This is a genomic window from Halorubrum tropicale (assembly GCF_001280455.1).
GTDB lineage: Archaea > Halobacteriota > Halobacteria > Halobacteriales > Haloferacaceae > Halorubrum > Halorubrum tropicale.
The window spans coordinates 70,522-93,834 of the sequence record NZ_LIST01000006.1; the positions used below are offsets into that span (position 1 = coordinate 70,522).

Sequence of the window (23,313 nt, forward strand, 5' to 3'; positions counted from 1 at the left end):
CTACGTCGCCGCGGCCGACGCCGCCGCCGCGCCGCCGGCCCCGGCCGACCCGCTTCCGCTCGCGTAGTTCACCGCGTCGCCCCAGTCGACCGGAGGGACGCCGGGGTCGCCGTCGTCGCCGGCCTCGACGTCGCTCCGGAGGTCGCGGTGATCGTAGTCCGGGTCGCGGAGCCGCTCCGCGAGGCCGGGCGTCACGGCGACGCGTTTCACCGTCCGGCCGACGTCGCCGATCGACCCGTCGTCGAGGCCGAACTCCACGTCGTAGCCGCGCACGTGGGCGTCGCCGAACTCGTCGTGCAGCGCCGCGGCGGCGCGGGCGGCGTGGCGGTAGACGCCGTCCGTCCCGGGGTCGGCCGTCGCGAGCGGGACCCGGACCACGGGGACGTACACCGGGTCGCCGTCGTCGTGTTCGGCGACCTCGTGAAGGCCGGTGGACGACGGCGCGTCGGCCCCCTCGCGGAGCGGCGCGTCGGTGGGCGCGGGCAGGTCGCCGCCGAGCGCGTCGGCGACGCGGTCGACCCGGTCGTCGGACGAGCGGAGGACGTACGCGACGACGCCGGCGAGGAGCGCGACTCCGGCCGAGATCACCGCGCCGGCGAGCACGAGCCCGTCGCCGCTCAGGGGGATCGCGGCCGGGTCGGCGGAGGCGACGCTCGGGGTCGCGGCGTCGCCGATAGCGGCGGTCGAGGTCGGTGCGTCCGACGAGAGGGGAGCGAACGGGGACACGCCCGGCGATCTAACTCGGCTCCTGTTGAGTGTTTCCCCTCCGCGGGAGCAGCCGGATCGTCCGGTCCGGGCCCTCGGAACGGCCTCGGCCGCCGGACCGATTCCGGCAGCGCCGCGGTTCCAAACCGTTTATACCCGCCCCGCGGGAAATGGCGTTCATGCCGCGAGAGCAGAAGCAGGTTCGCGAACTCCAGGAGGGCAGCTACGTGATGATGGACGACGCGCCCTGTAAGATCAACCACTACAGCACCGCTAAACCCGGAAAACACGGCAGCGCGAAGGCACGCGTCGAGGGGAAGGGCGTCTTCGACGACAAGAAGCGCTCGCTCTCGCAGCCGGTCGACGCGAAGGTGTGGGTCCCGATCATCGAGCGCAAGCAGGGACAGGTCGTCAACGTCAGCGGTGACGAGGTCCAGGTGATGGACTTAGACACCTACGACACGTTCACGATGCGTATCCCCGAGGGCGAGGACTTCACCTCGGACGACAACATCGAGTACCTCGACTACGAGGGCCAACGGAAGATCATCGGGTAGTCGGCATGTTCCCCGGGGCGACGACCGACCGCGAAGCTGCTTCCCACGTGGTCGTCGGCGCTCCGCTCGACGCCACGACCACTTTTCAGCCGGGCGCCCGGTTCGGACCGGACCGGGTCCGGCGATTCGCCGAGACGTACGACGACTACGACCGCCGCACGGACAGCCGCTTCTCCGCGCTGGGCGTCCACGACGCCGGCGACGTGCGTCCCTGGGACGACGTGCCGGCGTACCTCGACCACCTCGCCGCCGAACTGCGGAGCGTCGTCTACGACGGCGCCGTCCCCCTCCTCCTCGGCGGCGAGCACACGGTCACATACGCCGGCGTCGACGCGGTGGAACCCGACGCCCTCGTCGTCGTCGACGCGCACCTCGACCTCCGCGAGGCGTACGACGGGACCCCGTGGAACCACGCCTGCGTCACGCGCCGCTGTCTCGACGACCTCGGCGTGGACCGCGCGGTGATCGTCGGCGCCCGGACCGGCTCCGAGGCGGAGTGGGACCGCGCGGCCGACGCCGACGTGGAGGTCGTCGCGCCCGAGGATGCCCGCAAATGGCTCGACGCCCTCGACGGCGACGCCTTCGCGGACGAGTCGGTCTACTGCTCCGTCGACGTCGACGGGCTCGACCCGGGGTACGCCCCCGGAACCGGAACGATGGAGCCGTTCGGACTCGAACCGCGCGAGGTCCGGGACATCGTGCGCGCCGTCGCGCCCCGGGCCGACGGGTTCGACGTCGTCGAGGTGAACGACCGCGACGACGGGCAGGCGGCGGCGGTCGCGGGCAAACTGCTGCGGGATTTCGTGTTCGCGCGCGCGGCGGCCCGCGAGGACGAGTCGGGCGAGTGACGGACGGGAGCGTTACGAGACCTCCGAGAGGCGTTTCCGCGCGGCCGTCACCGCCTCCATCGCATCGATCCACTCGCGGGGGTCGGTACACCAGATACGGTCGCCTTCGACGCTGACACAGAAGACGGACTCTCCGGAGGGAGCGAGCGTGACGCGGTCGACGTCGGGGCGGTCGCCGAGGTACGCGTCGATGAGCCGTCGGGCGGTCTCCGCCTCCGACCGGAGGCGGTTCCCCTCGGCGTACTCGATGGCTATCTCTGCCATAGTGGCGCGTTAGAACTACACGATTAATAACTACTGTTTTCTGGCAGCGATTGCGGGTTTCCCGGTTCGACGGCCGCCGACCTCCCCTGCCGCCGGCTCACCGGTCGTCGAACACGACCTCGCCGTCGACGACCGTCAGGGCGACGTCGATGTCGTCGATGGCGTCGGACGCCTCCCACGGCGAGTCGTCGAGCGCGACGAGGTCGGCCCGCTTCCCGGGTTCGATCGTCCCGAGTCGGTCCTCTTCGAAGCCGGCGTAGGCGGCGCCGCTCGTGTACGCGCGCAGCGCCTCGGTGACCGTGAGCCGCTGGGGCTCTGCCGGGGCGGTGACCGCGTGGTGGACGCCGACGAGCGGGTCCATCGGCATCCCGTCGGAGCCGAAGGCGAGCTCGACCCCCGCGTCGAGCATGTCGCGGTAGCGGTTCGTCTCGGCGGTGCGCTCGGGTCCCAGTCGCTCCTCGTAGAGGCCACCCTCGCCCGCCCACTTCAGGAAGTTCGGCTGGACGCTCGCGACGACGCCGGTCTCCGCGAGCCGCGCTATCGCGTCGTCGTCGGCCAGTTCGACGTGTTCGATCCGGTGGCGCGCCTCGCCCGCGTCAGTCTCCGAGGCGTCCTCGTAGGCGTCCAGCACGGCGTCGACCGCCTCGTCGCCGATGGCGTGGGCGGTGAACTGGAAGCCCGCCTCGGTCGCGGCCGCGACCGCCTCGTCCAGCTCCTCGGGGTCGACGACCCACTGCCCGGTCTCGTCGGGGGCGTCCGCGTACGGCGCCGAGAGGCGGGCCGTCCGACCGCCGAGGCTCCCGTCCGTGTAGGACTTGATCGCGCCGGTCTCGACGAACTCGCTCCCCGCGTTCGTGGCGAGGCCGACCTCCCGCACCGCGTCGAGGTGGTCGCTCCAGTAGTTGATCCGGACGCGGGCGGTGAGTTCGCCGGCCGCGTCGAGGTCGCGGTAGACCCGCGGGGCGTGCGAGTCGCGGACCATGTCGTGGAAGCCGGTGATCCCGCGCTCGGCGCACTGGTCGAGCGCGGCCTCGACGACGGCGCGCGTCTCCTCGCGGTCCGGCTCGACCGCACGGTAGATCGGATCGATGGCGGCCTCGAGGAGGACTCCGGTCGGCTCGCCGTCCTCGGTCGGCACCGTCCCGTCGGGCGCGTCGGCGAGCACCTCCGCGAAGCGGTCGAGCGCGACGCCGTTGACCGCCGCGACGTGCATGTCCTCGCGGAACGCCGCGACCGGACGCTCGGCCGAGACGCGGTCGAGGTCCGCGCGGGTCAGGTAGCGCGACTCGTCCCAGGTCGACTCGTCGTAGCCGTAGCCCAACACCCACTCGCCGGTCCCGCGGCCGTCGCTCGCCTCGTCGCCCCCGCCGGCCGCCTCGCCGCCGCTCTCCTCCCGTTCCACTTCCGCCGCGCGCTCCGCGAGCAGGTCGACGGCCGCTCCGGGGGAGTCGGCCGCGGAGAGGTCCGCGTGGACGAGGTACCGCCCCACGGTCGTCAGGTGGGTGTGCGCGTCGACGAACCCGGGGAGGAGCACGCGCCCGCCGAGGTCGACCACGTCGGTGTCGACGCCCGCGAGCAGCTCCACGTCGTGGGTCCGCCCGGTCCTGACGACCGCACCGTCGCGCACGGCGACGGCCTCCGCGACCTCGTCGCCGCCGTCGTCCGGGTCCGCGAGCGTGTGTACCTCTCCGTTCACGAAGATCCGGTCCGCGGCCTCTGTCATGGGACTTCGGCGGGCGCACAGCGTGTTAACCGTTCGGGAACCGGTCGGACGGCGGCGCCGGCGGCCGCCGACTGAACCGGCCGCCGGGAACGGGCGACCGATTTATTCGCTCGCCCGTCGAACCGTCGCGTATGTACGACAACGTGCTCCTCCCGACCGACGGCAGCGTCGGCGTCGACCGCGCGACCGACCACGCGATAGACGCCGCCGACCGCTACGACGCGACGCTTCACGTCCTCTACGTGGTCGACAGCGACGTGGTGAACGCCTACTCCGGCGACGAGTTCGTCGACGGCGCCGAGGGCGCCGAGGAGACACTCGAAGAGAGCGGCCGCGAGGCGCTCGACGCGGTCGCGTCCCGCGCGAACGAGGCCGACGTCGAGACCGTCACCGCGCTGCGGTACGGCGTCCCCCACGAGGAGATCCTCCGGTACGTCGACGAGGCGGACGTGGACCTCACGGTGATGGGGTCGAAGACGCGCTCCGGCGGCTACCGACGGATGCTCGGCTCCGTCACCGAGCGCGTCTCCCGGCAGTCGACCGCGCCCGTGAGCATCGTGAAGACGACCGTGGACGCCTGACCGGAGTCGGCGCCCGGGGCTCGGGAGCGGAACCCAGGCCCCGCGGCCGCCTCACAACCGTTCTCGCACGTCCTCGGCGACCGCGGACAGCGCCGCCTCCGCGGTCGGCACGCGGTCGGCGAGGCTACAGAACCCGTGCGCCATCGCCGGGTAGTGACGGTGCTCGACCGCGGTCCCCTCGCGCCCGAACCGCTCCGCGAGCGCGGCGCCGTCGTCGCGCAGGGGGTCGAACCCGGCGGTGACGACCGTCGCGGGGGGCAGGTCGCCGAGGTGGGCCGCCCGGAGCGGCACCGCGTAGGGGTTCGCGGCGTCGACCGGGCTCCGGAGGTACTGCTCGTAGAACCACCGCATGTCCGCGCGGGTGAGGAGGGGGCCGTCGGCGTTCTCCCGGTAGGAGTCCGTCTCGAAGTCGTGGCCGGCGATCGGATAGAGCAGGAACTGGCCGGTGGGGGTCGGCGGCTCGTCGAACTCCCGAGCGCGAAGCGACGCGGCGACCGCGAGCGCGCCGCCCGCGCTGGTGCCAGAGACGCCGAGCCGAGCGGGGTCGACGCCGAGCGCGTCGGCGGCCTCCGCGACCCACCCGACCGCCGCGGCCGCCTCGTCGACCGCGACCGGGAAGGGATGTTCCGGGGCGAGGCGGTAGTCGACGGAGACGACGACGGCGCCGGCGCGGACGGCGAGCTCGCGGCAGATCCCGTCGACCGAGTCGAGCGTCCCGAGCGTCCACCCGCCCCCGTGGAAGTGGACGAGGGCGCGGCCCGGCTCGCCGTCGGCCGCGTCGAGCGCGGTCCCCGGCCGGTACGCCCGCACCGGCACCTCGCCGTGCGGGCCGTCGAACGCCAGGTCGCGGACCTCGGCCACCGGCGGCTCGGGCGGTCCGGAGAACAGGTCGTCCTCGAGGTCGCGGGCGGCCGCGACGGAGAGGTCGCTCCACGCGGGCAGGCCCAGCGACTCGATCTCGTCGATCGCCGCGGCGAGGTCCGGGTCGAGTTCGTCCGCGCGCATACCGGGGCGAGGCGGTGGGCCTTTGTAAGTCGGTCGGCAACTCCGGGCGATGGACGTCCGGCTGACCTACGAGGACGGCACGGTCCGGATCGACGCGGACGCCGACCTCGCGCCCGACGCGCTCCCGCCGCTCCCGGGGGTCGAGACCGACCCCCGGACCGGGACGGGGCGGGCGCCCGCGCACCGCTACGCCGAACTCCGGCGGGCGCTCCGGGTGGCCGGCGTCTCGGTCGACGACCGCGTCCTCGACGCGAGCGACCGCGCGGCGAGCGAGGCGGAGCTGCCGGACGCGCTCGCGACGGACTACGACCTCCGCGAGTACCAGCGCGAGGCGTTGGACGCGTGGCGCGAGGCGGACGACCGCGGCGTGATCGAACTCCCGACCGGGGCGGGAAAGACCGTGATCGCGGTCCGCGCGATGGTCGACCTGGGCGTCCCGACGCTCGTGGTCGTCCCCACCGTCGACCTCCTCGACCAGTGGCAGCGCGAACTCGAACGGGAGTTCGACGCCCCGATCGGTCGGTTCGGCGGCGGCGAGCAGCGCCGGGAGGCGATCACGGTGTCGACGTACGACTCGGCGTACCTGAAGGCCGACGGCGTCGGCGACGCCTTCGAGTTCGTCGTCTTCGACGAGGTCCACCACTTGGGCGGCGAGGGGTACCGCGACGCCGCCCGCCTCCTCGCCGCGCCCGCGCGGCTCGGCCTCACCGCCACCTTCGAGCGCCCGGACGGGGCTCACGAGGTCGTCGCCGACCTGGTCGGCGAGCGCGTCTACGCGCTTGACGTGGACAACCTGGCGGGCGACCACCTCGCGCCCTACGACATCCGGCGGATCGAGGTTGAGCTGACGGCGGAAGAGCGCGAGCGATACGACGAGAGGCAGGGCACCTTCGTCGAGTACGTGCGCGACGCCGGCATCACGTTCTCGAGCGGCAGCGACTACCAGGAGCTCGTCAAGCGCTCGGGCAACGACCCCGCGGCCCGCGAGGCCCTGCTCGCGAAGCAGGACGCCCGCGAGATCATGATGAACGCCGACCGCAAGGTCGAGCGGCTCGCCGAGATATTGGAGCGCCACCGCGACGACCGCGTCATCGTGTTCACGGCCCACACCGACCTCGTTTACCGCCTCTCCGAGCGCTTCCTCCTGCCCGCGATCACCGCCGAGACGGGCGCCAAGGAGCGCCGCGAGATCTTAGAGCGCTTCCGCGACGGCACCTACAGCCGGGTCGTCGCCGCCAACGTCCTCGACGAGGGAGTCGACGTGCCCGACGCGAACGTGGCGGTCCTGCTCTCCGGCTCGGGCAGCGAGCGCGAGTTCACCCAGCGGCTCGGCCGCGTGCTTCGCCCGAAGGAGGACGGCGGGCGGGCGACGCTGTACGAGCTCGTCAGCGCCGAGACCGCCGAGGAGCGGGTGGCGAGCCGGCGGCGATAAGCCGGAACGGTCGGGAGGGGATATTTAAATTCCTGTGAACGGCTGGTACAATTTTTATGAAAGACGATGCGGCGGCGCGTGCCGACGAGCGCCCGATAGGGCGCGAGGAGCACGCGCGAGGGACGCGGCGACCGGAGCGAAGCGAAGGGAGCCGCGAGGCTGGGGAGGCGTGAGGTGCGGTTCGGGGGGACTCAAAGGGCAGTCGCGAGGGCGGCGCAGGCGACGTAAGGACCGCAAGGAGGGAGCGGAGCGACCGACTGAGGACCGCAGCGAGCGTGCGCCGCCCTCGCGACTGGGGCTTTGGAGGTGGTCACCACGACTGCGCCGTCGGGTCCGTAACCTGAGAGAACCGCCCGCGATTAATCGTCGCCGTCGACGTCCAGCGAGCGCTTCTCGCCGAGCTCCTGTTCGAGGCTGCCGCGCTCCCAGCTCCGGACAGCGTCGCCCTCGACCTCGGCGCGGAGCTTCTCCTCTAAGAGATTCACGGCGACGCTGTTGGCGCCCTCCGGAATGATCACGTCGGCGTGCTTCTTCGAGGGCTCGATGAACTGCTCGTGCATCGGCTTCACCGTCGAGAGGTACTGGTCGATGACGCCCTCCAGGTCGCGGCCGCGCTCGATCACGTCTCGCCGAATCCGACGGAGAATCCGCACGTCGGCGTCGGTCTCGACGAACAGCCGGAGGTCCATCATGTCGTTTATCTCCTCGTCGTACAGCGCTAAGATTCCCTCCAAGACGATTACGTCGGTCGGCTCGACGGTGACGCGCTCGTCTTTGCGGTTGTGGACCTCGAAGTCGTACTGGGGCATCTCGACGGACTGGCCCTCCAAGAGCGCCTCCAAGTGCTCTCTGAGCAGCTCCCACTCGAACGCCGAGGGGTGGTCGTAGTTGACCTCCTGACGCTCCTCGAACTCGAGGTGCGAGAGGTCCTCGTAGTAGTTGTCCAGCGGGATCCGGGTGACGCTGTCGCCGAGGTCGCGGGTGACGAGCCGGGAGACCGTCGTCTTCCCGGCGCCCGTCCCGCCCGCGATCCCGATCACGAACGAGGGAATGGCCATATCGCCGTTCGAACGCCGGAGGGTTTGAACGCTCCCTTTCCTCGCCGCGTGCGGTCCCCGTCACCGCTGCGCACGCACCGGGGACCGCCGCGCGTCGCACGTCCGGCGCCCGGTGTGGGAACCGATCGCAATTATACGATCGGCGCGGATAAAACGCTACCGGGGGCACCTTTTAGCCGGTCGGAGCGGATCCGAGTCGTATGCGAACAGACACCACGGTTCGTGACGTGATGCACCGCGAGTTCCTCGGCGTCAGCGAGTCGGACTCGCTCTCGGACGCGGCCGCGCTGCTGGTCGACGAGGAGACGAACTGTCTGGTCGTCGTGCGCGGCGGCGAGCCGGTCGGACGCCTGGAGTCCCGCGACGCGCTCGACGCGCTGCTGGACGCGACGACCGCCGGATCGGACGACGGTCCGGCCCCTGCCGACCTCACCGTCGCCGACGTGATGGGCCCGCCGCTGCCGGCGGTGGCGCCCGACGACTCGCTGGCGGCGGTCGAGGAGCGCCTCGTCGCGGAGGGGGCGGACCGCGTCGTCGCGGTGGCGGACGGGGAGGCCGTCGGCGTCGTCACGGACGGCGACGCGCTCGCCGCGGGCGCGCCGCGGACGGGCACCGGCACCGAGGCCTTCGGCGAGGAGCCCGCGGCGGGCGAGCCCGGGCCCGACGGAGCGGTGCTGTCGACCGCGGCCGCCGCGGACACCGACGCGGAGCGGCGCGCCGAGGCGACGATGGACTCCGAGGCGGCGGAGCGTGCGGCGGTCGCGACGCGAGACGAGACCGCCGACACCGACGGCGGCGCCGACGCGACCGGCGGCGCGGACGGGGGATCGACCCAGGGCGTCTGCGAGAACTGCGGCGCGCTCGTCCCCGACCTCGTCACCGCGAACGGGCAGGCCGTCTGCCCGAACTGCCGCGAGATCTGAGCCCGCACCGAGGCGAGCGATCCGCCGGCCGGCAGCCTCAACACGCCGCGAGCCGAAGGCGTGCGCATGGGCGAGTCGGACGCGCGGGTCGAGCCGGCGACCGCCGACGACGTCGACGCCGTCACCGACATGTGGGTCTCGCTCGCGGCCGGCCAGCGGGAGCACGGCGCCACGCTCCGCGCCGAGGCGAACCGCGCGACCGTCCGCGAGTGGGTCGCACAGTCGGTCGTCACGGGCGAGCTGTTCGTCGCTCGCGCTCCGCCTCCCGGGGCGGAGACGGAGGGGGGAGGAGACGGAACATCCGATCCGGTCGGCTTCGTCGGCTTCTCGCTCGAACGCGGCGACTACGAGCGCGACGCCGTCCGCGGGACCGTCAGCAACCTCTACGTGGTCCCGGAGCGCCGCGGGGAGGGGATCGGCGCGGCGCTGCTCGACGCGGCGGAGCGCGAACTCGCCGAGGCGGGCGCCGAACACGTGGCACTGGAGGCGCTCGCCGACAACGACCGCGCCCGGGCGTTCTACGCGGCGCGGGGCTACGACCTCCACCGGGTCGAACTGACGAAGTCGCTGGGCGACGCCGAGGCCGAGTTGCCCGACTCCGAGGCCGAGTCGCATGACGGTGAGGGCGCGGATCCGACCGACGAAAGCGGCTGACCCCGGGCGGGTTCGCGGAAAGCGACACGCACTCATAGGAGGACCGAGTACGACCGCACGCGCCAGGGGAGCATGGGTGGTTCATGCACTCGACTTGTAATCGAGACTTCCGGGGTTCAAATCCCTGCCCTGGCTTCGACCCCGTCACGACCATCCGCGGGCATTTCTTAAGTAGCCCCGACGCACACGTCGGGTATGGACTCGTCGGATCGCGCGCTGCTCGGCGTGGCCGGGATCGTCGGCGCGCTCGTGGTCGCGATCGCGTTCGCGGGCGGCGTCCTCTTCGGCTTCGGGGAGTCGGCCGCGCGCCCGATCCGACTTCTCGCGGTCGAGCCCCTCACGTGGATCGTGATCGCCGCGCTGGTCGTCGCGGTCGTCGGGAACGCGTACATCGACTGACCGCGGGCGGGCGCACGGATCGCGACCGAAGTCCGCTGACTCACCGCACGACCGTGACCGGCACCGGCGACCGCTGGAACACCGTCTTCGCCACGTTGCCGACGAACAGGCGGTCGGCCAGCGACCCGCTGTGGGTGCCCAAGACGACCACGTCGAACTCCTCGGCCCGGTCGATTATCTGACGCGCGGGGCGGCCCGTCTCCACGGCCGTCTCGACGGTCGCGTCGTACTCGGCCGCGATCTCCCGCGCCCGTTCGAACACCGGCGCGGCGGCCTCGCGGACCCCGTCTTCGCCGTCGTCCGACAGCGCGATCCCCGCGGCCTGTCCCATCATCGGCGACGCGCCGCCGACCACTGTCAGCACGGTTATCTCGGCGTCGGGGTGTCCGTCGAGCGCGTACCGGAGCGCGCGCTCGGAGAGGTCTGAGCCGTCCATCGCCACGAGTACGCGCTCGATCATGCCGGCGGTACGCGCCGTCTCCTGATAAACCCAAGTGGTGATACGGGTCGGGCGGGCCGACCGGTCGCATCCTCACCCGTCGACGTCCTCGATGACCCGGACGAGGGCGTCGAGCGCCCGCTCTGCGGCGCCCCGCTTCACCACGTCGCGGTCGCCGTCGAGGACGGCCCGCTCGGTTCGCACGAACGACTCCCCGGTGCCCCACGGCGCGGCGTGCGCGACGCCGAAGTAAACGAGCCCGACCGGTTTCTCGTCGGTCCCGCCCGTCGGTCCGGCGATGCCGGTCGTCGCGACCGCCCAGTCCGCGTCCGCCCGGTCGCGGGCGCCCGCCGCCATCTCGCGGACCACCGGCTCGCTCACGGCGCCGTGCGCGTCGAGCGACTCGCGTGAGACGCCGAGCAGCTCGCGCTTGGCGTCGTAGGTGTACGTCACGAAGCCGCGGTCGAAGTAGGCGCTCGCGCCCGGGGCGTCCGTCACTCGCGAGCCGACGAGGCCGCCCGTGAGCGACTCCGCGGTCGCGAGCGTCTCGTCGCGGTCGGCGAGGAGCGCGTTCAGGCGCTCGGCGGGGTCCGTCGCGTCGTCCATACGGGCCACTCCGAGCGAGGCGCCCCTGAGGTTTACGCCCCGGCGCGTCGAACGGCGACCGTGACCGACACCGACTGGGACGAGCGCTTCGCGTCGGGGGAGTACCCCCGGGCGCCGGAGCCGTCTCCCGTGCTTCGCGCATACGAGCCGTCGCTGCCCGGCGGTCGCGCGCTCGACGTCGCCGCCGGCACCGGCCGGAACGCGGTGTTCCTCGCGGACCGCGGCTACGACGTCGACGCGCTCGACGCCTCGGCGGCGGGGCTCCGGATCGTCCGCGAGCGCGCCGCCGAACGCGGCGTCGCCGACCGGATCGAGACGATAGCGGCGGACGCGACGACGCACGAACTCCCGGCGGAGGCGTACGACCTCGTCACGATGAGCTACTTCCACACCCTCGACCGCTTCGCCGACCTCGTCGCGTCGCTCTCGCCCGGCGGGTACCTCTTCGTCGAGGGCCACCTCCGCTCGGCGGAGCCGTCGCCGTCGGGGCCGAGCGACGACCGCTACCGCTTCGCGGCGAACGAACTGCTCCGCGCCGGACTCGGGCTGAGCGTGCGCTACTACGACGAGACGACGACGGAGCGCCCCGGCGACCGCCGCCGCGCGACGGCGCGGCTCTTGGCGCGGAAGTCGACCGGCGGCCGGCAGTCGTATCCGCCGCGACCCGACGCGCCAGCCCGATGGCCGGGGGACGAGCGCGACTCGGCGGGCGCAGACGACGCCGCGGGCGACTCCGCGGCCGCGGGCGAGAAGGGCCCGTGAGCGACGGCGACCCCGCGTCGCCCGCGGCCGCCCTCCGGTCGCTCGTGGCGCGCGCCGTCGACGTCGACCCCGAGCGCCTCGACGAGCGAGTCGACACCCTCGAACGCGGACGCGCATCTGCGGACGACGAGGCGACCGAGAGCGGACCGGCCGGCGAGGGCGCGGTCAGCGGCGACATCGGGACCCCCGCCGGGCGACTGGCCGCCCTCGTCGGCGAGTCCGAGAGCGTCGTCGCCGTCGTCCCGCGGTTCGAGGCCGACCTCGCCCGTCGGCTGAACGCGGCGCTGGCGGCGGGAGACGACGGGGGCGACGGCGCGACCGACACCGAACCCGACGCGGTCGCGCCGCGAGAGGCCCGCGTCGTGTTCACCGGCGCCGCGGCCGACCGACTCGCCGGAGCGACGGGGCCGGTAGTCCGGCGCGCGCTCGCCGACCGCGGCGTCGACGCGTACCGACACGACGGCGACTCGCCGGTCGCGGTGGCGCTCGGCGACGACCGCGCCGTCGTCGGACTGGTCGACGACGCGGGGGTCGCCGCGCTACTGTGGACGGACGACCCCGCGGTCCGCGAGTGGGCGGCCGCGACCTGCCGTCGCTACCTCGACGCGGCCGAACGGGTGACCGACGACTGAGCGGTCGGATCACACCGGACGGGTCGGTCCCCCGGTCCGCTTTTCAGGACCGGCGTCGAAGCACCGGCATGAAAGCGCTACTGCTGTTGGTGGCCGGAATCGGCGGACTGCTCGAAGCCGTCGCCCCGCGGCGCGCCGTCGCGCTGTGGACGCGCGCGCTCTACCGGAACGCCGGCGAGGCGGAGCCGCGCGAGTGGGTGTACGCGGCCGCGAAGGTCGAGGGAACGCTGGTGGCGGCCGGCGCGCTCGTGGGGCTGTTCCGCCTCGCGACCGCGGAGGACGACGGTGCGGACGGTGGCGACGACGTGACGGGCGGTGACGCGAACGGCAGCGACGCGGACGAAGCGTGAGCCGGTAGCCCGCCGGCGGCGCGGGTCGGGCTACCCGAACGTATATTTGACCGGTCGCGGTATGAGTTGTCATGTCGAGGCCAGCTTCGGACGCCCGGTCGGCGGACGCGTCGAGCCTCCGCGTGCTCCACGTCGACGACGACCCGGCCTACCTCGACCTGACCGCGACCTACCTCGAACGGATCGACGAGGCGTTCGCGGTGACCTCCGAGACCGACGTGGACGACGCCTTAGCGACGCTCGACCACGAGGCGATCGACTGCGTCGTCTCCGACTACGACATGCCGCAGGCCGACGGCCTGGAGCTCCTCCAGCGGGTCCGAGACCGCGGGATCGAGATCCCCTTCGTGCTGTTCACCGGGAAGGGGAGCGAGGAGATAGCGAGCGAGGCCATCTCGGCCGGCGCGACGGACTACATCCAGAAGCGCGGCGGGAACGACCAGTACGAGGTGCTGGCCAACCGGGTCCGCAACGCGGTCGACCAGCACCGGTCGCGGGTCGCGCTCGCCGAGAGCGAAGAGCGGCTCTCGCGGTTCATCGACCAGTCGCCGCTGGGGACGATCGAGTACGACGCCGACTTCCGGATCGTCCGGGCGAACCCCGCCGCGGAGGAGATCCTCGGCTACGACGAGTCGGAGCTCCTCGGCGGGACGTGGCTCCCGTTCGTCCCCGCGTCCGAGCGCCGACACGTCGCCGCGCTCGAACGCGACCTCCTCTCGGACAAGGGCGGGTACCAGAGCGTCAACGAGAACGTTCGCGGCGACGGCCAGCGGATCCGCTGCGCGTGGCACAACCAGGTGGTGACCGACGCCGACGGGGCGGTGATAGGCGTGTTCTCCCAGTTCGAGGACGTGACCGAGGAGACGGCGCGCAAACGCGAGATCGAACGGACGAACGCCGTGCTGTCGACCGCCCTCGACGCGCTCCCCGTGGGGATGCTCGTCGAGGACGCCGACAGGCGGGTGATACGCGTGAATCAGCGGCTCTTCGACCTGTTCGGCCTCGACGGCGACCCGGAGGACGCCACCGGGCTCGACTGCCGGGAGCTCGCCGCCGACCTGAGCGGGGAGTTCGCCGACCCGGGGGAGTTCGTCGCGCGGATCGAGCGCGTCGTCGACGCCGGGGTCCCGGTGAACGACGAGCGGCTGGCGCTCGCCGACGGGACGGCGCTGATCCGGACGTACCGACCGATCGACCTGCCGGGCGGCGACGGCCACCTCTGGGCCTACCGGCGGGCGAAACGGCCGGAGTGAGACGGCGGGCGGCGTCGGTCGACGCCAGCGTCCGGGCCGGGCTCAGTCGTTCGTGGAGTCGGCCTCGGCGCTCTCGAACGGCCGCTCCTCCTCGGGCCGGTCGCCGGTCAGCAGCACGTGGCAGTCGCGACACCGCGCCTCGTAGGACTCCTCCGCGCCGACGAGGATCGTCGGGTCGTCGGCGTGGGCGGGCTCGCCCTCGATGAGCCGCTGGTTCCGGGAGGCGGGCTCGCCGCAGACCGAGCAGATGGCCTGGAGCTTGTCGACGTACTCGGCGGTCGCCATGAGCTGCGGAACCGGGTCGAACGGCTCGCCGCGGAACGTCTGGTCGGTGCCGGAGACGATCACGCGGCTGCCGCGGTCCGCGAGCGCGTTACAGACCTCGACGAGCGCGTCCGAGAAGAAGTTCGCCTCGTCGATCGCGACGACCTCGGCCGGGTCGTCGTCGAGGATGTCGAGGGGGCCGTCGCCCTCGTTGTCGACGACCGTCGCCTCCCACTGGCGGCCCGTGTGGCTGCCGATCGTCGCCTCGCCGTAGCGGTCGTCGACCGCGGGCGTGTAGACGGCGACCGACTGCCCGGCGATCTCGGAGCGCCGGAGCCGGCGGAGCAGCTCCTCGGTCTTGCCCGAGAACATCGACCCGGAGATGACCTCGATCCAGCCGGATCGAGTGATGGCGTGCATACCGGATCGGGCCGGAGCCAGCGACAAAACCGTTTCTCTCCGGGCGCGCTTTACTCGCGGAGCCGGAGCTGGCCCGCCGTCGACGCGGCGTCAGACCGCGGTCGCGACGCCGACGGCGACGGCGGCGACGAGGACGTACGCCGCCGCGGAAGCGGCCCAGTCGCGCCGGATCGGGCCGAGCCGCTGGCGCGGGAGCCCCGGGGCGCGGGGGAGCGGGACGAGCGCGAAGAAGCCGACCATGAGGGCGAACTGCGCGACGCCGGCGACCGCGAGCGCGACGCCGACTCCGAGGCCGAGCGCCGCCTGAATCGCCGAGACGAGGCCGACGAACAGCAGCCCCGAACCGGCCCCGGCGACGTAGTGGACCCACGTCGCCAAGCGCTCGGGCGCGTCGTCGACGGGCGTGTCGGTGAGCACGCCCGCGGCGACCTTCGGCGCCGTCGTCCCCTCGGGCAGCCGCGCCATCACCGGGTCCATCGCGAGCGTCGCGGCGAGTCCGACTACCGGCCCGAGCGCGAGGCCGGCGAGCAGCGAGAGCGTCGTCATAGGATGGATCACGGGCGGGAACGGTTTCACTCCGTCGGCGAGGGAAGGCGGCGGGGGAAAGCGGCGGTGGAAGGAGGCGGGGAAAGCGGCGGGCGGACGGCGTTCGGGCGGGCGACTCAGTCCCCGCGCGGGACGACCGTCTCGCCGCCGATCACGACCCGCGAGACGTCGGCCTGTCCCGCGCGCCTGACGACGGCGCGGGCGAGGTCGCGCGCGCCGGCGAGGTTGTCCGAGTCGCCGTCGAGAACGAGGAGGTCGGCGTCGGCGCCGGGCTCGACCACGCCGCGGTTCAGCCCGGCTATCTCGGCGCCGTTGACCGTCGCCATCCGCAGCACTTCGCGGGCGGGGAGGTCGGCGAGCTTCGCCGCGAACTCCATCTCGCGGAACATCGACGGCGAGTCGGTCATCACGTTGTCGGTGCCGAGCGCGACGGTGGTGCGCTCCGCCAGCTCGCGGATCGGCGGCACGCCGACGTTCGTCACGAGGTTCGAGCGCGGGCAGACGACGACCGGGGTCCCGCGGTCGGCGAGGCGTTCGAGGTGGATCGGCTCGGCGTGGACCATGTGGACGAGGAAGTCGGGGTCGAGGTCCATCGCGGGGTTGACGTCTGCGGCGTCGCGCTCGCCGGCGTGGATCCCGAAGGGCTTGCCGGCGTCGCGCGCCGCCGCCCGGACCGCGTCGAAGTCGGCGTCGCGGGCGCCCGAGGCGCCGTACCCGTCGGCGACCGAGAGCACGTCGGGGTCGTCGCGGCCGAAGACGACGGCGTCGATCGCGCGGCCGCCGAACGAGACCCCCTCGCCGGCGAGCGCGTCCCGCAGGGCGCGCACGCCCTCGACGCCCCCTTCACGGAACTCCAGGAACGTGCCGGTGCCGGTCGACTCCATGTACCGGAGGGTGCGCGCCATCGCGGCGACCTTCTCCCCGCGGTCGGCCGCGCGGAGGAGCCGGTGTTTCAGCCCGTCCGGCGGCGCGACCAGTTCGTCGAGCGAGAGCCCCTCGCCCGCCTCCTTGGCGATCGAGTCGCCGATGTGGGTGTGGGCGTTGACGAACGCCGGGAGGATCACCGCGTCGCTCTCGACCGACGCCTCCTCGACCCGGACGATCTCGCCGTCGGCGACGACCACTCGGCCCTCTACCGGCTCGAAGTGGGGCCCGACCAGCGCCGTTCCCTCCAAGTGCATACCGGGGGTCGCCAGCCCGGGCATAAAACGTCACGGGTGCGGGTTCAGGGGCGGGTCGGTGTCGGTCTCGGCGTTCAGCAGCGCCTGAAACGGGTCGATCCACTCGTTCCGGGGCCGGCGGTTTTCCCGGTGCGCGTCGGTCACGGCGACACGTCGCCCGGCGGGCGGATACCCCTCACTCGAACTCGTCGAGCGTCGTCGGCATCGCGCCGCGCACCTCGGTCACGAGCCCGTCGGGGTCGAGGGCGAGGACATCAGCGGCCGCGCGACCGACGCGGTCGGTCGCCGGCTCGGGGGCGTACACGCCGAGGCGCCACTGGTTGCGCTGCGCGGTCCGGAGCGCGGAGACGAGCGGCGACTGGCGTTCGAGGCGTCGGATCTCCCCGTTGACGGTGACGCGCGCGGTGGACTCGCGCATCGTCGGCTCCGGGGGCACGTCGAGGATCACGTGGTCGCGGGCGACGCCCGCCTCCGCGGCGATCTCGCGTTCGAGGGCGGTCTCCGCGGCGTGGTCCGCCTCGTGGACGCGGTCGGGGACGTCGTCGTACTCGGCCCACACCGCCAGCTTGTAGAGGTCGCGCTCGTCGTACCGACGCGACAGCTCGGCGGTCGCGCGGCAGTCGCGGATCGCCGCGAGGAAGTCGTGGTCGTCCATCCGACGGAGCTCGGCGGCCGTCGTCGCGGTCGCGTCGAGGAGCTCGCTCGCGGCGCGGCGCAGCATCGCCTTCGAGATGCGCGCGACGTGGTGGGTGTAGACGACCGGGTTCATCAGCGCCCGGGCCAAAAGCAGGCTCTCGGCGGTCTGGACGTTCCCCTCGTCTAAGACGAGCTCCGGCCCGTCGCGGTCGGCCCCGCCCTCGTCGGCGATCTCGTCGCGCTCGACGAACGTCAGCTCGCGGACGAACCGCTCGGTGTCGATGGTGCCGTAGGGGACGCCGGTGTGGTAGGCGTCGCGCACGAGGTAGTCCATCCGGTCCACGTCGAGCTCCCCGGAGACGAGCCCGGCGTACGGCCCCTCGCCGGCGACGATCCCGGCGATCCGGTCCGGGTCGAGATCGTGGTCGCGCAGCACGTCGCCGACCGCGCCGGTCGCGAGCAGCTCGTCGACGTCGTCGTGGTACTTCCCGGTCCGGCGGTGCGTGAGCGATTCGAGGTTGTGGCTGAACGGCCCGTGCCCCACGTCGTGGAGCATCGCCGCCGCCTCGATGCGGTCGGCGCGGGTCCCCTCGATCCCGAGGTGGTCGAGCGCGCGGCTCGCGAGGTGGTAGACGCCGAGGCTGTGCTCGAACCGCGTGTGGTTCGCGGAGGGGTAGACGAGCTGGACCGTCCCGAGCTGTTTGACGTGCCGGAGCCGCTGGACTGCGGGCGTGTCGACGAGGTCCGCGGCGACACCGTCGATCTCGATGTGGTCGTGGACGGTGTCCTTGACCGTGATCATGCGTTCGCCTTCGACGGCCTCCGATAAAAGGCTGTGAGTCTCCGCGACGCCGTCGCGCCCTCGCCGGACCCGGTTTCGGTGGCCGCGAATCCGTGGCGCGATTTATTACCCGACCGCGTGAACCGTCGCGTATGTACGACGTGTTAGTCGCGGTCGGACTCGACGACGAGCAGCGGACGCGCGCACAGGCCGAGGCCATCGTCGGGCTTCCGGGCGCCCCCGACGATGTGACCGCACACCTCTGTCACGTCTTCCAGGACAACCCGGAGGGCGCCTCGGTCCACCAGCTCGGGACCGTGCGACGCGCCCGAGAGACCCTCGAAGCCGCCGGCGTCAACTGCGTCCACTACGAGGCCAGCGGCGACCCGAGCGAGGAGCTCCTCGCGGCCGCGGACGACGTCGACGCCGACCTCGTCTGCGTGTCGGGCCGGAAGCGGAGCCCGGCCGGGAAGGCCGTCTTCGGCAGCACGACGCAGGCGCTGGTGTTGAACGCGGACCGGCCGGTGTTGGCGGTCCCGGGCCCGGACGGGGAGTGAGGCCGCGGCGGGCGCCGTCGGGAGGGCGTTCCGGCCGTGGCACGCCCGGCGGTCAGGCGGAGGGCCGTCCAGCGGCCCGGAGCCCGAGCACGTCCCGCGCCGCGTCGGCGACCGGCTCAACGCGCTCGGCCGGGCAGTAGACGCCGAGCGTCCAGCGGCGGCGCTCGGCGGCGCGGAGCCCGGCGACGAGTTCGGAGGCGTCCTCCAGCCGCTGCGGGACGCCGTCGACGACGACGGCGGAGCCGGACTCCTTGAGGGCCGGCCGGGAGGGGATGTCGACTATCACCGCGTCGCGGTCGATCCCGACGGCGTCGGCGATCTCGCGCTCGGCCGCCCGCTCCTCGGCGCGGCCGGCGTCGACCGTCCCCGCGGGCACCTCGTCGATCCCCGCCCAGACAGCGCGCTTGTAGAGGTCGCGGCGCTCGATGCGCTCGCCGAGCGCCGGCACCCGGTCGCGGAGCTCGACGAGGAGGTCGTGGTCCGCCATCCGGCGGAACGCCCCCAACTCGGTACCCGTGCGGTCGAGGTACCGCTCGCAGGCGCGCTCCAGCATCGCGCCGGCGACCCGGGAGACGTGGTGGCGGTAGACGACGGCGTTCATCAGCGACCGCGCGACGAGCAGGCTCTCGGCGGTGGCAACGTTCCCCTCGGCCAAGACGAGGTCGGCGGACTCGCCGGGGCCGTCGCCGCCGATCAGCCGGAGCTCGGTGACGAGCCGCCCGGTGTCGACGGTGCCGTACGGGACCCCTGTGTGGTGGGCGTCGCGCACGAGGTAGTCCATCCGGTCCACGTCGAGCTCCCCGGAAACGAGGGGGCCGAGCGCGCCCTCGCCGTCGATCAGCGCGGCGACGCGCTCGGGGTCGAGCCCGTTCCGTTCGAGGACCCGGCAGACCTCGCGGTCCGCGTCGGTGAGCAGCCACGCGACGTCGTCGTGGTCGCGGCCGGTCGCGCGCCGAATGATGCCCTCGGTCTGGTGGCCGTACGGCCCGTGCCCCACGTCGTGGAGCAGCGCCGCCGCGCGGACGTGCGCCGCGGTGTCGGCGTCGAGGTCGAACCCCTCGACCGCGCGGCGCGCGAGGTGGTAGACGCCGAGGCTGTGCTCGAACCGCGTGTGGTTCGCGGAGGGGTAGACGAGCCGGACCGTGGACAGCTGTTTGATGTGTCGCAGCCGCTGGAACGCCGGCGTGTCCACGAGGTCGGTCGCGAGGTCGCCGAGCCTGACGTGGCCGTGAACGCTGTCCTTGATGGCCTTCATGCCCGTCGCCTCGCGTCCCGCGCGGTCCGCGAGCTCGACCCGGCGCCGGGGGAGACGGCGCGGGTCACTCGTCGACGACGTCGATCCCGAACCGCTCTTCGAGCGCCCGCACGACCGACCCGCCCACGTTGGCGGTCGCGGCGCGCCCGTCCTCGACCGCGAGCAGGTCGTCCTCGTCGACCTCCAGCTCGGCGGCGACCTCCTCGACGGTCAGCCCGGCGTCCTGCCGCGCCTCGGTGACCACGTCGCCGTAGCCGGAGACGAGGTACGGGAGGCGGTCGGACTCGTAGCTCGTCCCCTCCTCCTCCCAGCGCTTCGAGTCGCCGGCGGCGGAGTCGTACATCTTCGCCTGCTTGCGGGCGAGCTCCTTCTTCCGGCTCTCGGTCGCGCCCGAGCCGGAGCCGCCGCCGGCGCCCCCGGGGCTGCCGCCGGCGCTCCCGCCGCGCGACCCGCCGCTGGGCGCGTTCCCGGCGTCGTCGTGGGGGCGGCAGTTCGAACACACGAGCAGCTTCGCGCCGGCGACAGTCGCCTTCCGGAGGTCCGCGGTCTCGCGGCCGCAGAGCTCGCACGCGTCGCCGTCGTCGCCGCCGCCGCCGCCGCCCGTCGAATACTTCGGCATACCCGGTGTAGTGGTCCGGACCGTTAAAAAGTCGTGGAGGGCGAGGGCCGCCGCCGGGCCGTCGGACCGGCGATCGGCGCCAGCGAGTCCGGCGCCGTTCGAGGCTCACGACCCGAGGTACCCCCACGCCTGGAGGCGGTCGCTCTCGGTTTCGACGTAGTACTTCACGCCGTGGCCCTCGGGGTGAACCTGCCGGGGCAGGTCGGTTATGAGCGCCGCGTCGGCCGAGACGAAGAGGAAGTTGGCGGTACCCGTGCGGGGCGGTCGTCCCCGACCGAATTGAGTGTGTGCCCGCGAGCGTTCGGGAGTCCCGAGGCGGCGGCGAGCCGGCGGGAACCGCCCGCTTCGGCGGGGGTGGTTGAAACGTTAACGCCCGGATTGATGAGGGACCGCGTGGTGGTTCCTGCTATGCCAAGCGTGACACGGGACGGCGTGGCGATCGACTACGCCGTCGACGGGGACCCAGACGGACCGACCGTGCTGCTGTTGGAAGGCCTCGGGTACGGCCGGTGGATGTGGCGGTGGCTCGCCGAGGCGTTGGCGGACGACTACGAGGTGCTCCGTCCGGACAACCGCGGCACCGGGGACTCCGACGTGCCCGAGGGACCGTACACGGTCGCCGAGATGGCGGCCGACGCGGCCGCGGTCCTCGACGACCGCGGCGTCGACGCGGCCCACGTCTGCGGCGCGTCGATGGGCGGGATGATCGCGCAGGAGCTGGCGCTCGCCGACGACCGGGTCGCGTCGCTGACGCTGCTGTGCACGTCGCCCGGCGGCGACGAGGCGACGCCGACGCCGCCGGCGGTCCAAGAGCACATCTTCTCGGTGGCCGAGGACGCCGACCCCCGCGAGCGGATTCGCTACCTGATGGAGCCGGCCGTCTCGGACGGATTCTACGATCGCGAGCCCGAGCTCGTCGACCGGATCGTCGACTGGCGGCTCGCGGGCGACGCGACGCCGACGGGCCGGGAGGCGCAGGCGGCCGCGGTGGCGGCGTTCGACGCGAGCGACCGGCTCGGCGACCTGTCCGTGCCGACGCTCGTCCTCCACGGGACCGCGGACCGGGTCCTCCCGGTCGAGAACGCCGACCTCCTGGCGGAGCTGCTCCCGCACGCCGAGGTCGAGCGGTTCGAGGGCGGGCCGCACCTCTTCTTCGTCGAGGAGCGCGAGCGCGTCAACGAGCGAGTCCGGTCGTTCCTCGGTGAGGTCGCCTGAGATGGCGACCGGAGACGACCCGCGGGGCGAGGACCGCGCGGAGGGGACCGGCGCCGACCCGCGACCGCACCCGCACGGCGACCGGGCGTACGAGTGGGTCGGCTCGCTGTCGGCGCGGCGCGCGCGGCTCTCGCCGGACCGCGTCGCCGTCACCGACACGGCCGCGAACGCCGAGTACACGTACGCCGAGCTGGACGAGCGCGCCAACCGCACCGCGCGGTTCCTCCGCGGGGTCGGCGTCGAGGCGGGCGACCGCGTCGCCGTCGTCTCGCGGAACCGCGTCGAGCTGGTCGACCTGTTCTTCGCGACCGGCAAGACCGGCGCCGTCCTCGCGCCGCTCTCGCACCGGCTCGCGGAGCGCGACCTCTCGGCGGTGTTGGGGACGGTCGACCCGGAACTGCTCCTCGTGGAGACGCCGTTCGAGGGCGACGTCATCGACGCCTTGGAGCGCGCCGACGTCGAGCCGGCCGTCAGGTCGATTCCGACCGACGGCGACGACGCGTGGCGGTCGTACACGCGGGACCTGCCCGTCGACGGCTCTCCCGTCGAGACAGCCGACGTCTCACTCGCGGATCCCCACCTCTTCTTACACACCGGCGGATCGACCGGGACGCCGAAGGAGACGGTGATCAGCCACGGCGCGATGCGCTGGAACGCGTTCAACACGATCACGGCGTGGGGGCTCCGCGAGGACGACGTTACGCCGATGGTGTTCCCGATGTTCCACACCGGCGGCTGGAACGTGCTCACGGTCCCCTTCTTCCAGATGGGCGGGCGGATCCTGCTGAGTCCGGAGGTCGACCCCGGGCGCGTGCTGCGGGACGTGGAGCGCGAGTCGGCGACGACGCTGGTCGCGGTGCCGGCCGTGTTGCGGATGATGGCCCGCCACGACGAGTTCGGGGACACCGACCTCTCCTCGCTCCGCTTCGTGAAGAGCGGCGGCGGCCCCTGTCGGGAGAGCGTCATCGCGGCGTGGCGCGACCGCGGCGTCGAGATATCGCAGGGGTACGGGCTCACCGAGTGCGGGCCGAACAACTTCGCGATGCCAGACGGGTTCCCGCAGGAGAAGACCGCCAGCGTGGGCGTGCCGGCGCTCGCGGTCGACGCGCGCGTCGTCGACGAGGACGGACCCGTCCCCGACGGGACGGTCGGGGAACTCGAACTGGCCGGTCCGGCCGCGGCCGACCGCTACTGGAACGAGCCCGCGGAGACGGCCGAGACGTTCGGCGACTGGGTGTCGACCGGCGACCTCGCGCGCGTCGACGAGGACGGCTACTACCACATCGAGGGGCGCAAGAAGAACATGTTCGTCTCCGGCGGCGAGAACGTCTATCCGCCCCGCGTTGAGGACGCGCTCACCGACCACCCGGGGATCGAGGAGGCGGTCGTGATCGGCGTCCCGAGCGAGCGGTGGGGGACGGTCGGGAAGGCGATTCTCGTCGGCGACGAGTCGCTCACGCTCGGCGACGTGGAGTCGCACCTCGCCTCGCGCGTCGCCCGGTACGCGGTGCCGAAGGAGCTGGCCTTCGTCGACGAGATGCCGACATCGGGGCCGTCGAAGATCGACCGCGCGGCGCTGAAAGAGCGGTTCGGCGAGTAGGCGAGGCAGAGAGATCGGGTCGGCGCGCAGCTATCGGACGGAGACACC

The 23,313-nt window shown here is 72.9% G+C and carries 27 protein-coding genes, 1 tRNA gene and 1 pseudogene; 15 read left to right on the forward strand and 14 right to left on the reverse strand.

What is annotated here, in order from left to right; translation table 11 throughout:
- The gene (locus AMR74_RS13760) at window positions 1–726 is read right to left on the reverse strand and encodes a hypothetical protein (protein ID WP_240471176.1); all 726 of its coding nucleotides are present in this window, start codon (window positions 724–726) and stop codon (window positions 1–3) included.
- Window positions 727–884: 158 nt separating this feature from the next.
- On the opposite strand from AMR74_RS13760, the gene AMR74_RS13765 reads away from it, so the two are divergent.
- Together AMR74_RS13765 and speB are read left to right on the forward strand one after the other, a co-directional pair.
- Window positions 885–1,262, forward strand: a complete 378-nt coding sequence (locus AMR74_RS13765; protein ID WP_017344606.1) for a translation initiation factor IF-5A — start codon at window positions 885–887, stop codon at window positions 1,260–1,262.
- 5 nt (window positions 1,263–1,267) lie between these two features.
- Window positions 1,268–2,110 (forward strand): agmatinase, encoded by an 843-nt coding sequence (gene speB / locus AMR74_RS13770; RefSeq protein WP_053772632.1) that lies wholly within the window; start codon window positions 1,268–1,270, stop codon window positions 2,108–2,110.
- A 12-nt stretch (window positions 2,111–2,122) separates the two neighbouring features.
- On the opposite strand, the gene AMR74_RS13775 is transcribed toward speB, so the two are convergent.
- Together AMR74_RS13775 and AMR74_RS13780 are read right to left on the reverse strand one after the other, a co-directional pair.
- A complete protein-coding gene (locus AMR74_RS13775) occupies window positions 2,123–2,374 on the reverse strand; it encodes a hypothetical protein (protein ID WP_053772633.1) in 252 nt (83 codons plus the stop codon).
- Window positions 2,375–2,471: 97 nt separating this feature from the next.
- Window positions 2,472–4,097, reverse strand: a complete 1,626-nt coding sequence (locus tag AMR74_RS13780) for an amidohydrolase (protein WP_053772634.1) — start codon at window positions 4,095–4,097, stop codon at window positions 2,472–2,474.
- Window positions 4,098–4,228: 131 nt separating this feature from the next.
- Here AMR74_RS13780 and AMR74_RS13785 point away from each other — a divergent pair, with 131 nt between their 5' ends.
- Entirely contained in the window at window positions 4,229–4,678 is a 450-nt protein-coding gene (locus AMR74_RS13785; RefSeq protein WP_053772635.1) for a universal stress protein, read from the forward strand.
- Window positions 4,679–4,729: 51 nt separating this feature from the next.
- Here AMR74_RS13785 and AMR74_RS13790 read toward each other — a convergent pair whose 3' ends face one another.
- Window positions 4,730–5,683, reverse strand: a complete 954-nt coding sequence (locus tag AMR74_RS13790) for an alpha/beta hydrolase (RefSeq protein WP_053772636.1) — start codon at window positions 5,681–5,683, stop codon at window positions 4,730–4,732.
- A gap of 49 nt (window positions 5,684–5,732) precedes the next feature.
- Here AMR74_RS13790 and AMR74_RS13795 point away from each other — a divergent pair, with 49 nt between their 5' ends.
- Window positions 5,733–7,115: a DEAD/DEAH box helicase family protein gene (locus AMR74_RS13795; protein WP_053772637.1), complete on the forward strand. Its 1,383-nt coding sequence runs from the start codon at window positions 5,733–5,735 to the stop codon at window positions 7,113–7,115.
- A 359-nt stretch (window positions 7,116–7,474) separates the two neighbouring features.
- Here the strand turns inward: AMR74_RS13795 and udk are convergent, their stop codons facing one another.
- A complete protein-coding gene (gene udk, locus AMR74_RS13800; RefSeq protein WP_053772638.1) occupies window positions 7,475–8,173 on the reverse strand; it encodes a uridine kinase in 699 nt (232 codons plus the stop codon).
- 200 nt (window positions 8,174–8,373) lie between these two features.
- Between udk and AMR74_RS13805 the strand changes: the two genes are divergently transcribed.
- From AMR74_RS13805 to AMR74_RS13820, 4 genes are all read left to right on the forward strand, one after another.
- Window positions 8,374–9,096 (forward strand): CBS domain-containing protein, encoded by a 723-nt coding sequence (locus AMR74_RS13805; protein WP_053772639.1) that lies wholly within the window; start codon window positions 8,374–8,376, stop codon window positions 9,094–9,096.
- A gap of 66 nt (window positions 9,097–9,162) precedes the next feature.
- Window positions 9,163–9,750 carry a GNAT family N-acetyltransferase gene (locus AMR74_RS13810; protein ID WP_053772640.1) on the forward strand — a complete coding sequence of 196 codons (588 nt, stop codon included), beginning with the start codon at window positions 9,163–9,165 and terminating at the stop codon, window positions 9,748–9,750.
- A 61-nt stretch (window positions 9,751–9,811) separates the two neighbouring features.
- Window positions 9,812–9,885, forward strand: a tRNA-Thr gene (locus AMR74_RS13815).
- A 60-nt stretch (window positions 9,886–9,945) separates the two neighbouring features.
- Window positions 9,946–10,149 (forward strand): hypothetical protein, encoded by a 204-nt coding sequence (locus tag AMR74_RS13820; RefSeq protein ID WP_053772641.1) that lies wholly within the window; start codon window positions 9,946–9,948, stop codon window positions 10,147–10,149.
- 40 nt (window positions 10,150–10,189) lie between these two features.
- Here the strand turns inward: AMR74_RS13820 and AMR74_RS13825 are convergent, their stop codons facing one another.
- Together AMR74_RS13825 and AMR74_RS13830 are read right to left on the reverse strand one after the other, a co-directional pair.
- Entirely contained in the window at window positions 10,190–10,609 is a 420-nt protein-coding gene (locus AMR74_RS13825; RefSeq protein WP_053772642.1) for a universal stress protein, read from the reverse strand.
- Window positions 10,610–10,681: 72 nt separating this feature from the next.
- A complete protein-coding gene (locus AMR74_RS13830) occupies window positions 10,682–11,194 on the reverse strand; it encodes a CinA family protein (RefSeq protein ID WP_053772643.1) in 513 nt (170 codons plus the stop codon).
- A 60-nt stretch (window positions 11,195–11,254) separates the two neighbouring features.
- Between AMR74_RS13830 and AMR74_RS13835 the strand changes: the two genes are divergently transcribed.
- The 4 genes from AMR74_RS13835 (at window position 11,255) to AMR74_RS13850 (ending at window position 14,191) form a co-directional block, all read left to right on the forward strand.
- A complete protein-coding gene (locus AMR74_RS13835) occupies window positions 11,255–11,956 on the forward strand; it encodes a class I SAM-dependent methyltransferase (RefSeq protein ID WP_053772644.1) in 702 nt (233 codons plus the stop codon).
- Window positions 11,953–12,588, forward strand: coding sequence for a transcriptional regulator FilR1 domain-containing protein (locus tag AMR74_RS13840; RefSeq protein WP_053772645.1), 636 nt, complete (start codon window positions 11,953–11,955; stop codon window positions 12,586–12,588). Before AMR74_RS13835 ends, AMR74_RS13840 begins: the two co-directional genes overlap by 4 nt.
- 68 nt (window positions 12,589–12,656) lie before the next feature.
- Window positions 12,657–12,938 (forward strand): hypothetical protein, encoded by a 282-nt coding sequence (locus tag AMR74_RS13845; protein ID WP_053772646.1) that lies wholly within the window; start codon window positions 12,657–12,659, stop codon window positions 12,936–12,938.
- A gap of 71 nt (window positions 12,939–13,009) precedes the next feature.
- Window positions 13,010–14,191 (forward strand): PAS domain-containing response regulator, encoded by a 1,182-nt coding sequence (locus tag AMR74_RS13850; protein ID WP_053772647.1) that lies wholly within the window; start codon window positions 13,010–13,012, stop codon window positions 14,189–14,191.
- 42 nt (window positions 14,192–14,233) lie between these two features.
- Here the strand turns inward: AMR74_RS13850 and AMR74_RS13855 are convergent, their stop codons facing one another.
- From AMR74_RS13855 to AMR74_RS13870, 4 genes are all read right to left on the reverse strand, one after another.
- Window positions 14,234–14,875, reverse strand: coding sequence for a thymidine kinase (locus AMR74_RS13855; protein WP_053772648.1), 642 nt, complete (start codon window positions 14,873–14,875; stop codon window positions 14,234–14,236).
- A 90-nt stretch (window positions 14,876–14,965) separates the two neighbouring features.
- Window positions 14,966–15,421: a hypothetical protein gene (locus tag AMR74_RS13860; RefSeq protein ID WP_053772649.1), complete on the reverse strand. Its 456-nt coding sequence runs from the start codon at window positions 15,419–15,421 to the stop codon at window positions 14,966–14,968.
- 116 nt (window positions 15,422–15,537) lie between these two features.
- Window positions 15,538–16,602, reverse strand: a complete 1,065-nt coding sequence (locus AMR74_RS13865) for an amidohydrolase family protein (protein ID WP_053772650.1) — start codon at window positions 16,600–16,602, stop codon at window positions 15,538–15,540.
- 175 nt (window positions 16,603–16,777) lie between these two features.
- On the reverse strand, window positions 16,778–18,040 hold the full coding sequence (locus tag AMR74_RS13870) for an HD domain-containing protein (RefSeq protein WP_053772651.1): 1,263 nt from the start codon (window positions 18,038–18,040) through the stop codon (window positions 16,778–16,780).
- A 131-nt stretch (window positions 18,041–18,171) separates the two neighbouring features.
- On the opposite strand from AMR74_RS13870, the gene AMR74_RS13875 reads away from it, so the two are divergent.
- Window positions 18,172–18,576, forward strand: coding sequence for a universal stress protein (locus AMR74_RS13875; protein WP_053772652.1), 405 nt, complete (start codon window positions 18,172–18,174; stop codon window positions 18,574–18,576).
- A 52-nt stretch (window positions 18,577–18,628) separates the two neighbouring features.
- On the opposite strand, the gene AMR74_RS13880 is transcribed toward AMR74_RS13875, so the two are convergent.
- The 3 genes and pseudogenes from AMR74_RS13880 to AMR74_RS19620 form a co-directional block, all read right to left on the reverse strand.
- Entirely contained in the window at window positions 18,629–19,831 is a 1,203-nt protein-coding gene (locus tag AMR74_RS13880; RefSeq protein ID WP_053772653.1) for an HD domain-containing protein, read from the reverse strand.
- Between the two features lie 64 nt (window positions 19,832–19,895).
- Complete coding sequence (locus AMR74_RS13885) at window positions 19,896–20,450, reverse strand: helix-turn-helix domain-containing protein (RefSeq protein ID WP_053772654.1); 555 nt, start codon at window positions 20,448–20,450, stop codon at window positions 19,896–19,898.
- Window positions 20,451–20,585: 135 nt separating this feature from the next.
- A pseudogene (locus AMR74_RS19620) lies at window positions 20,586–20,699 on the reverse strand (phosphoribosylamine-glycine ligase); the annotation flags it as partial.
- 159 nt (window positions 20,700–20,858) lie between these two features.
- Here AMR74_RS19620 and AMR74_RS13890 point away from each other — a divergent pair.
- Both AMR74_RS13890 and AMR74_RS13895 read left to right on the forward strand, forming a co-directional pair.
- The gene (locus AMR74_RS13890) at window positions 20,859–21,665 is read left to right on the forward strand and encodes an alpha/beta fold hydrolase (protein WP_053772655.1); all 807 of its coding nucleotides are present in this window, start codon (window positions 20,859–20,861) and stop codon (window positions 21,663–21,665) included.
- Window position 21,666: 1 nt separating this feature from the next.
- Complete coding sequence (locus AMR74_RS13895) at window positions 21,667–23,265, forward strand: AMP-binding protein (RefSeq protein WP_082356884.1); 1,599 nt, start codon at window positions 21,667–21,669, stop codon at window positions 23,263–23,265.
- The last annotated feature ends 48 nt before the right edge of the window (window positions 23,266–23,313 follow it).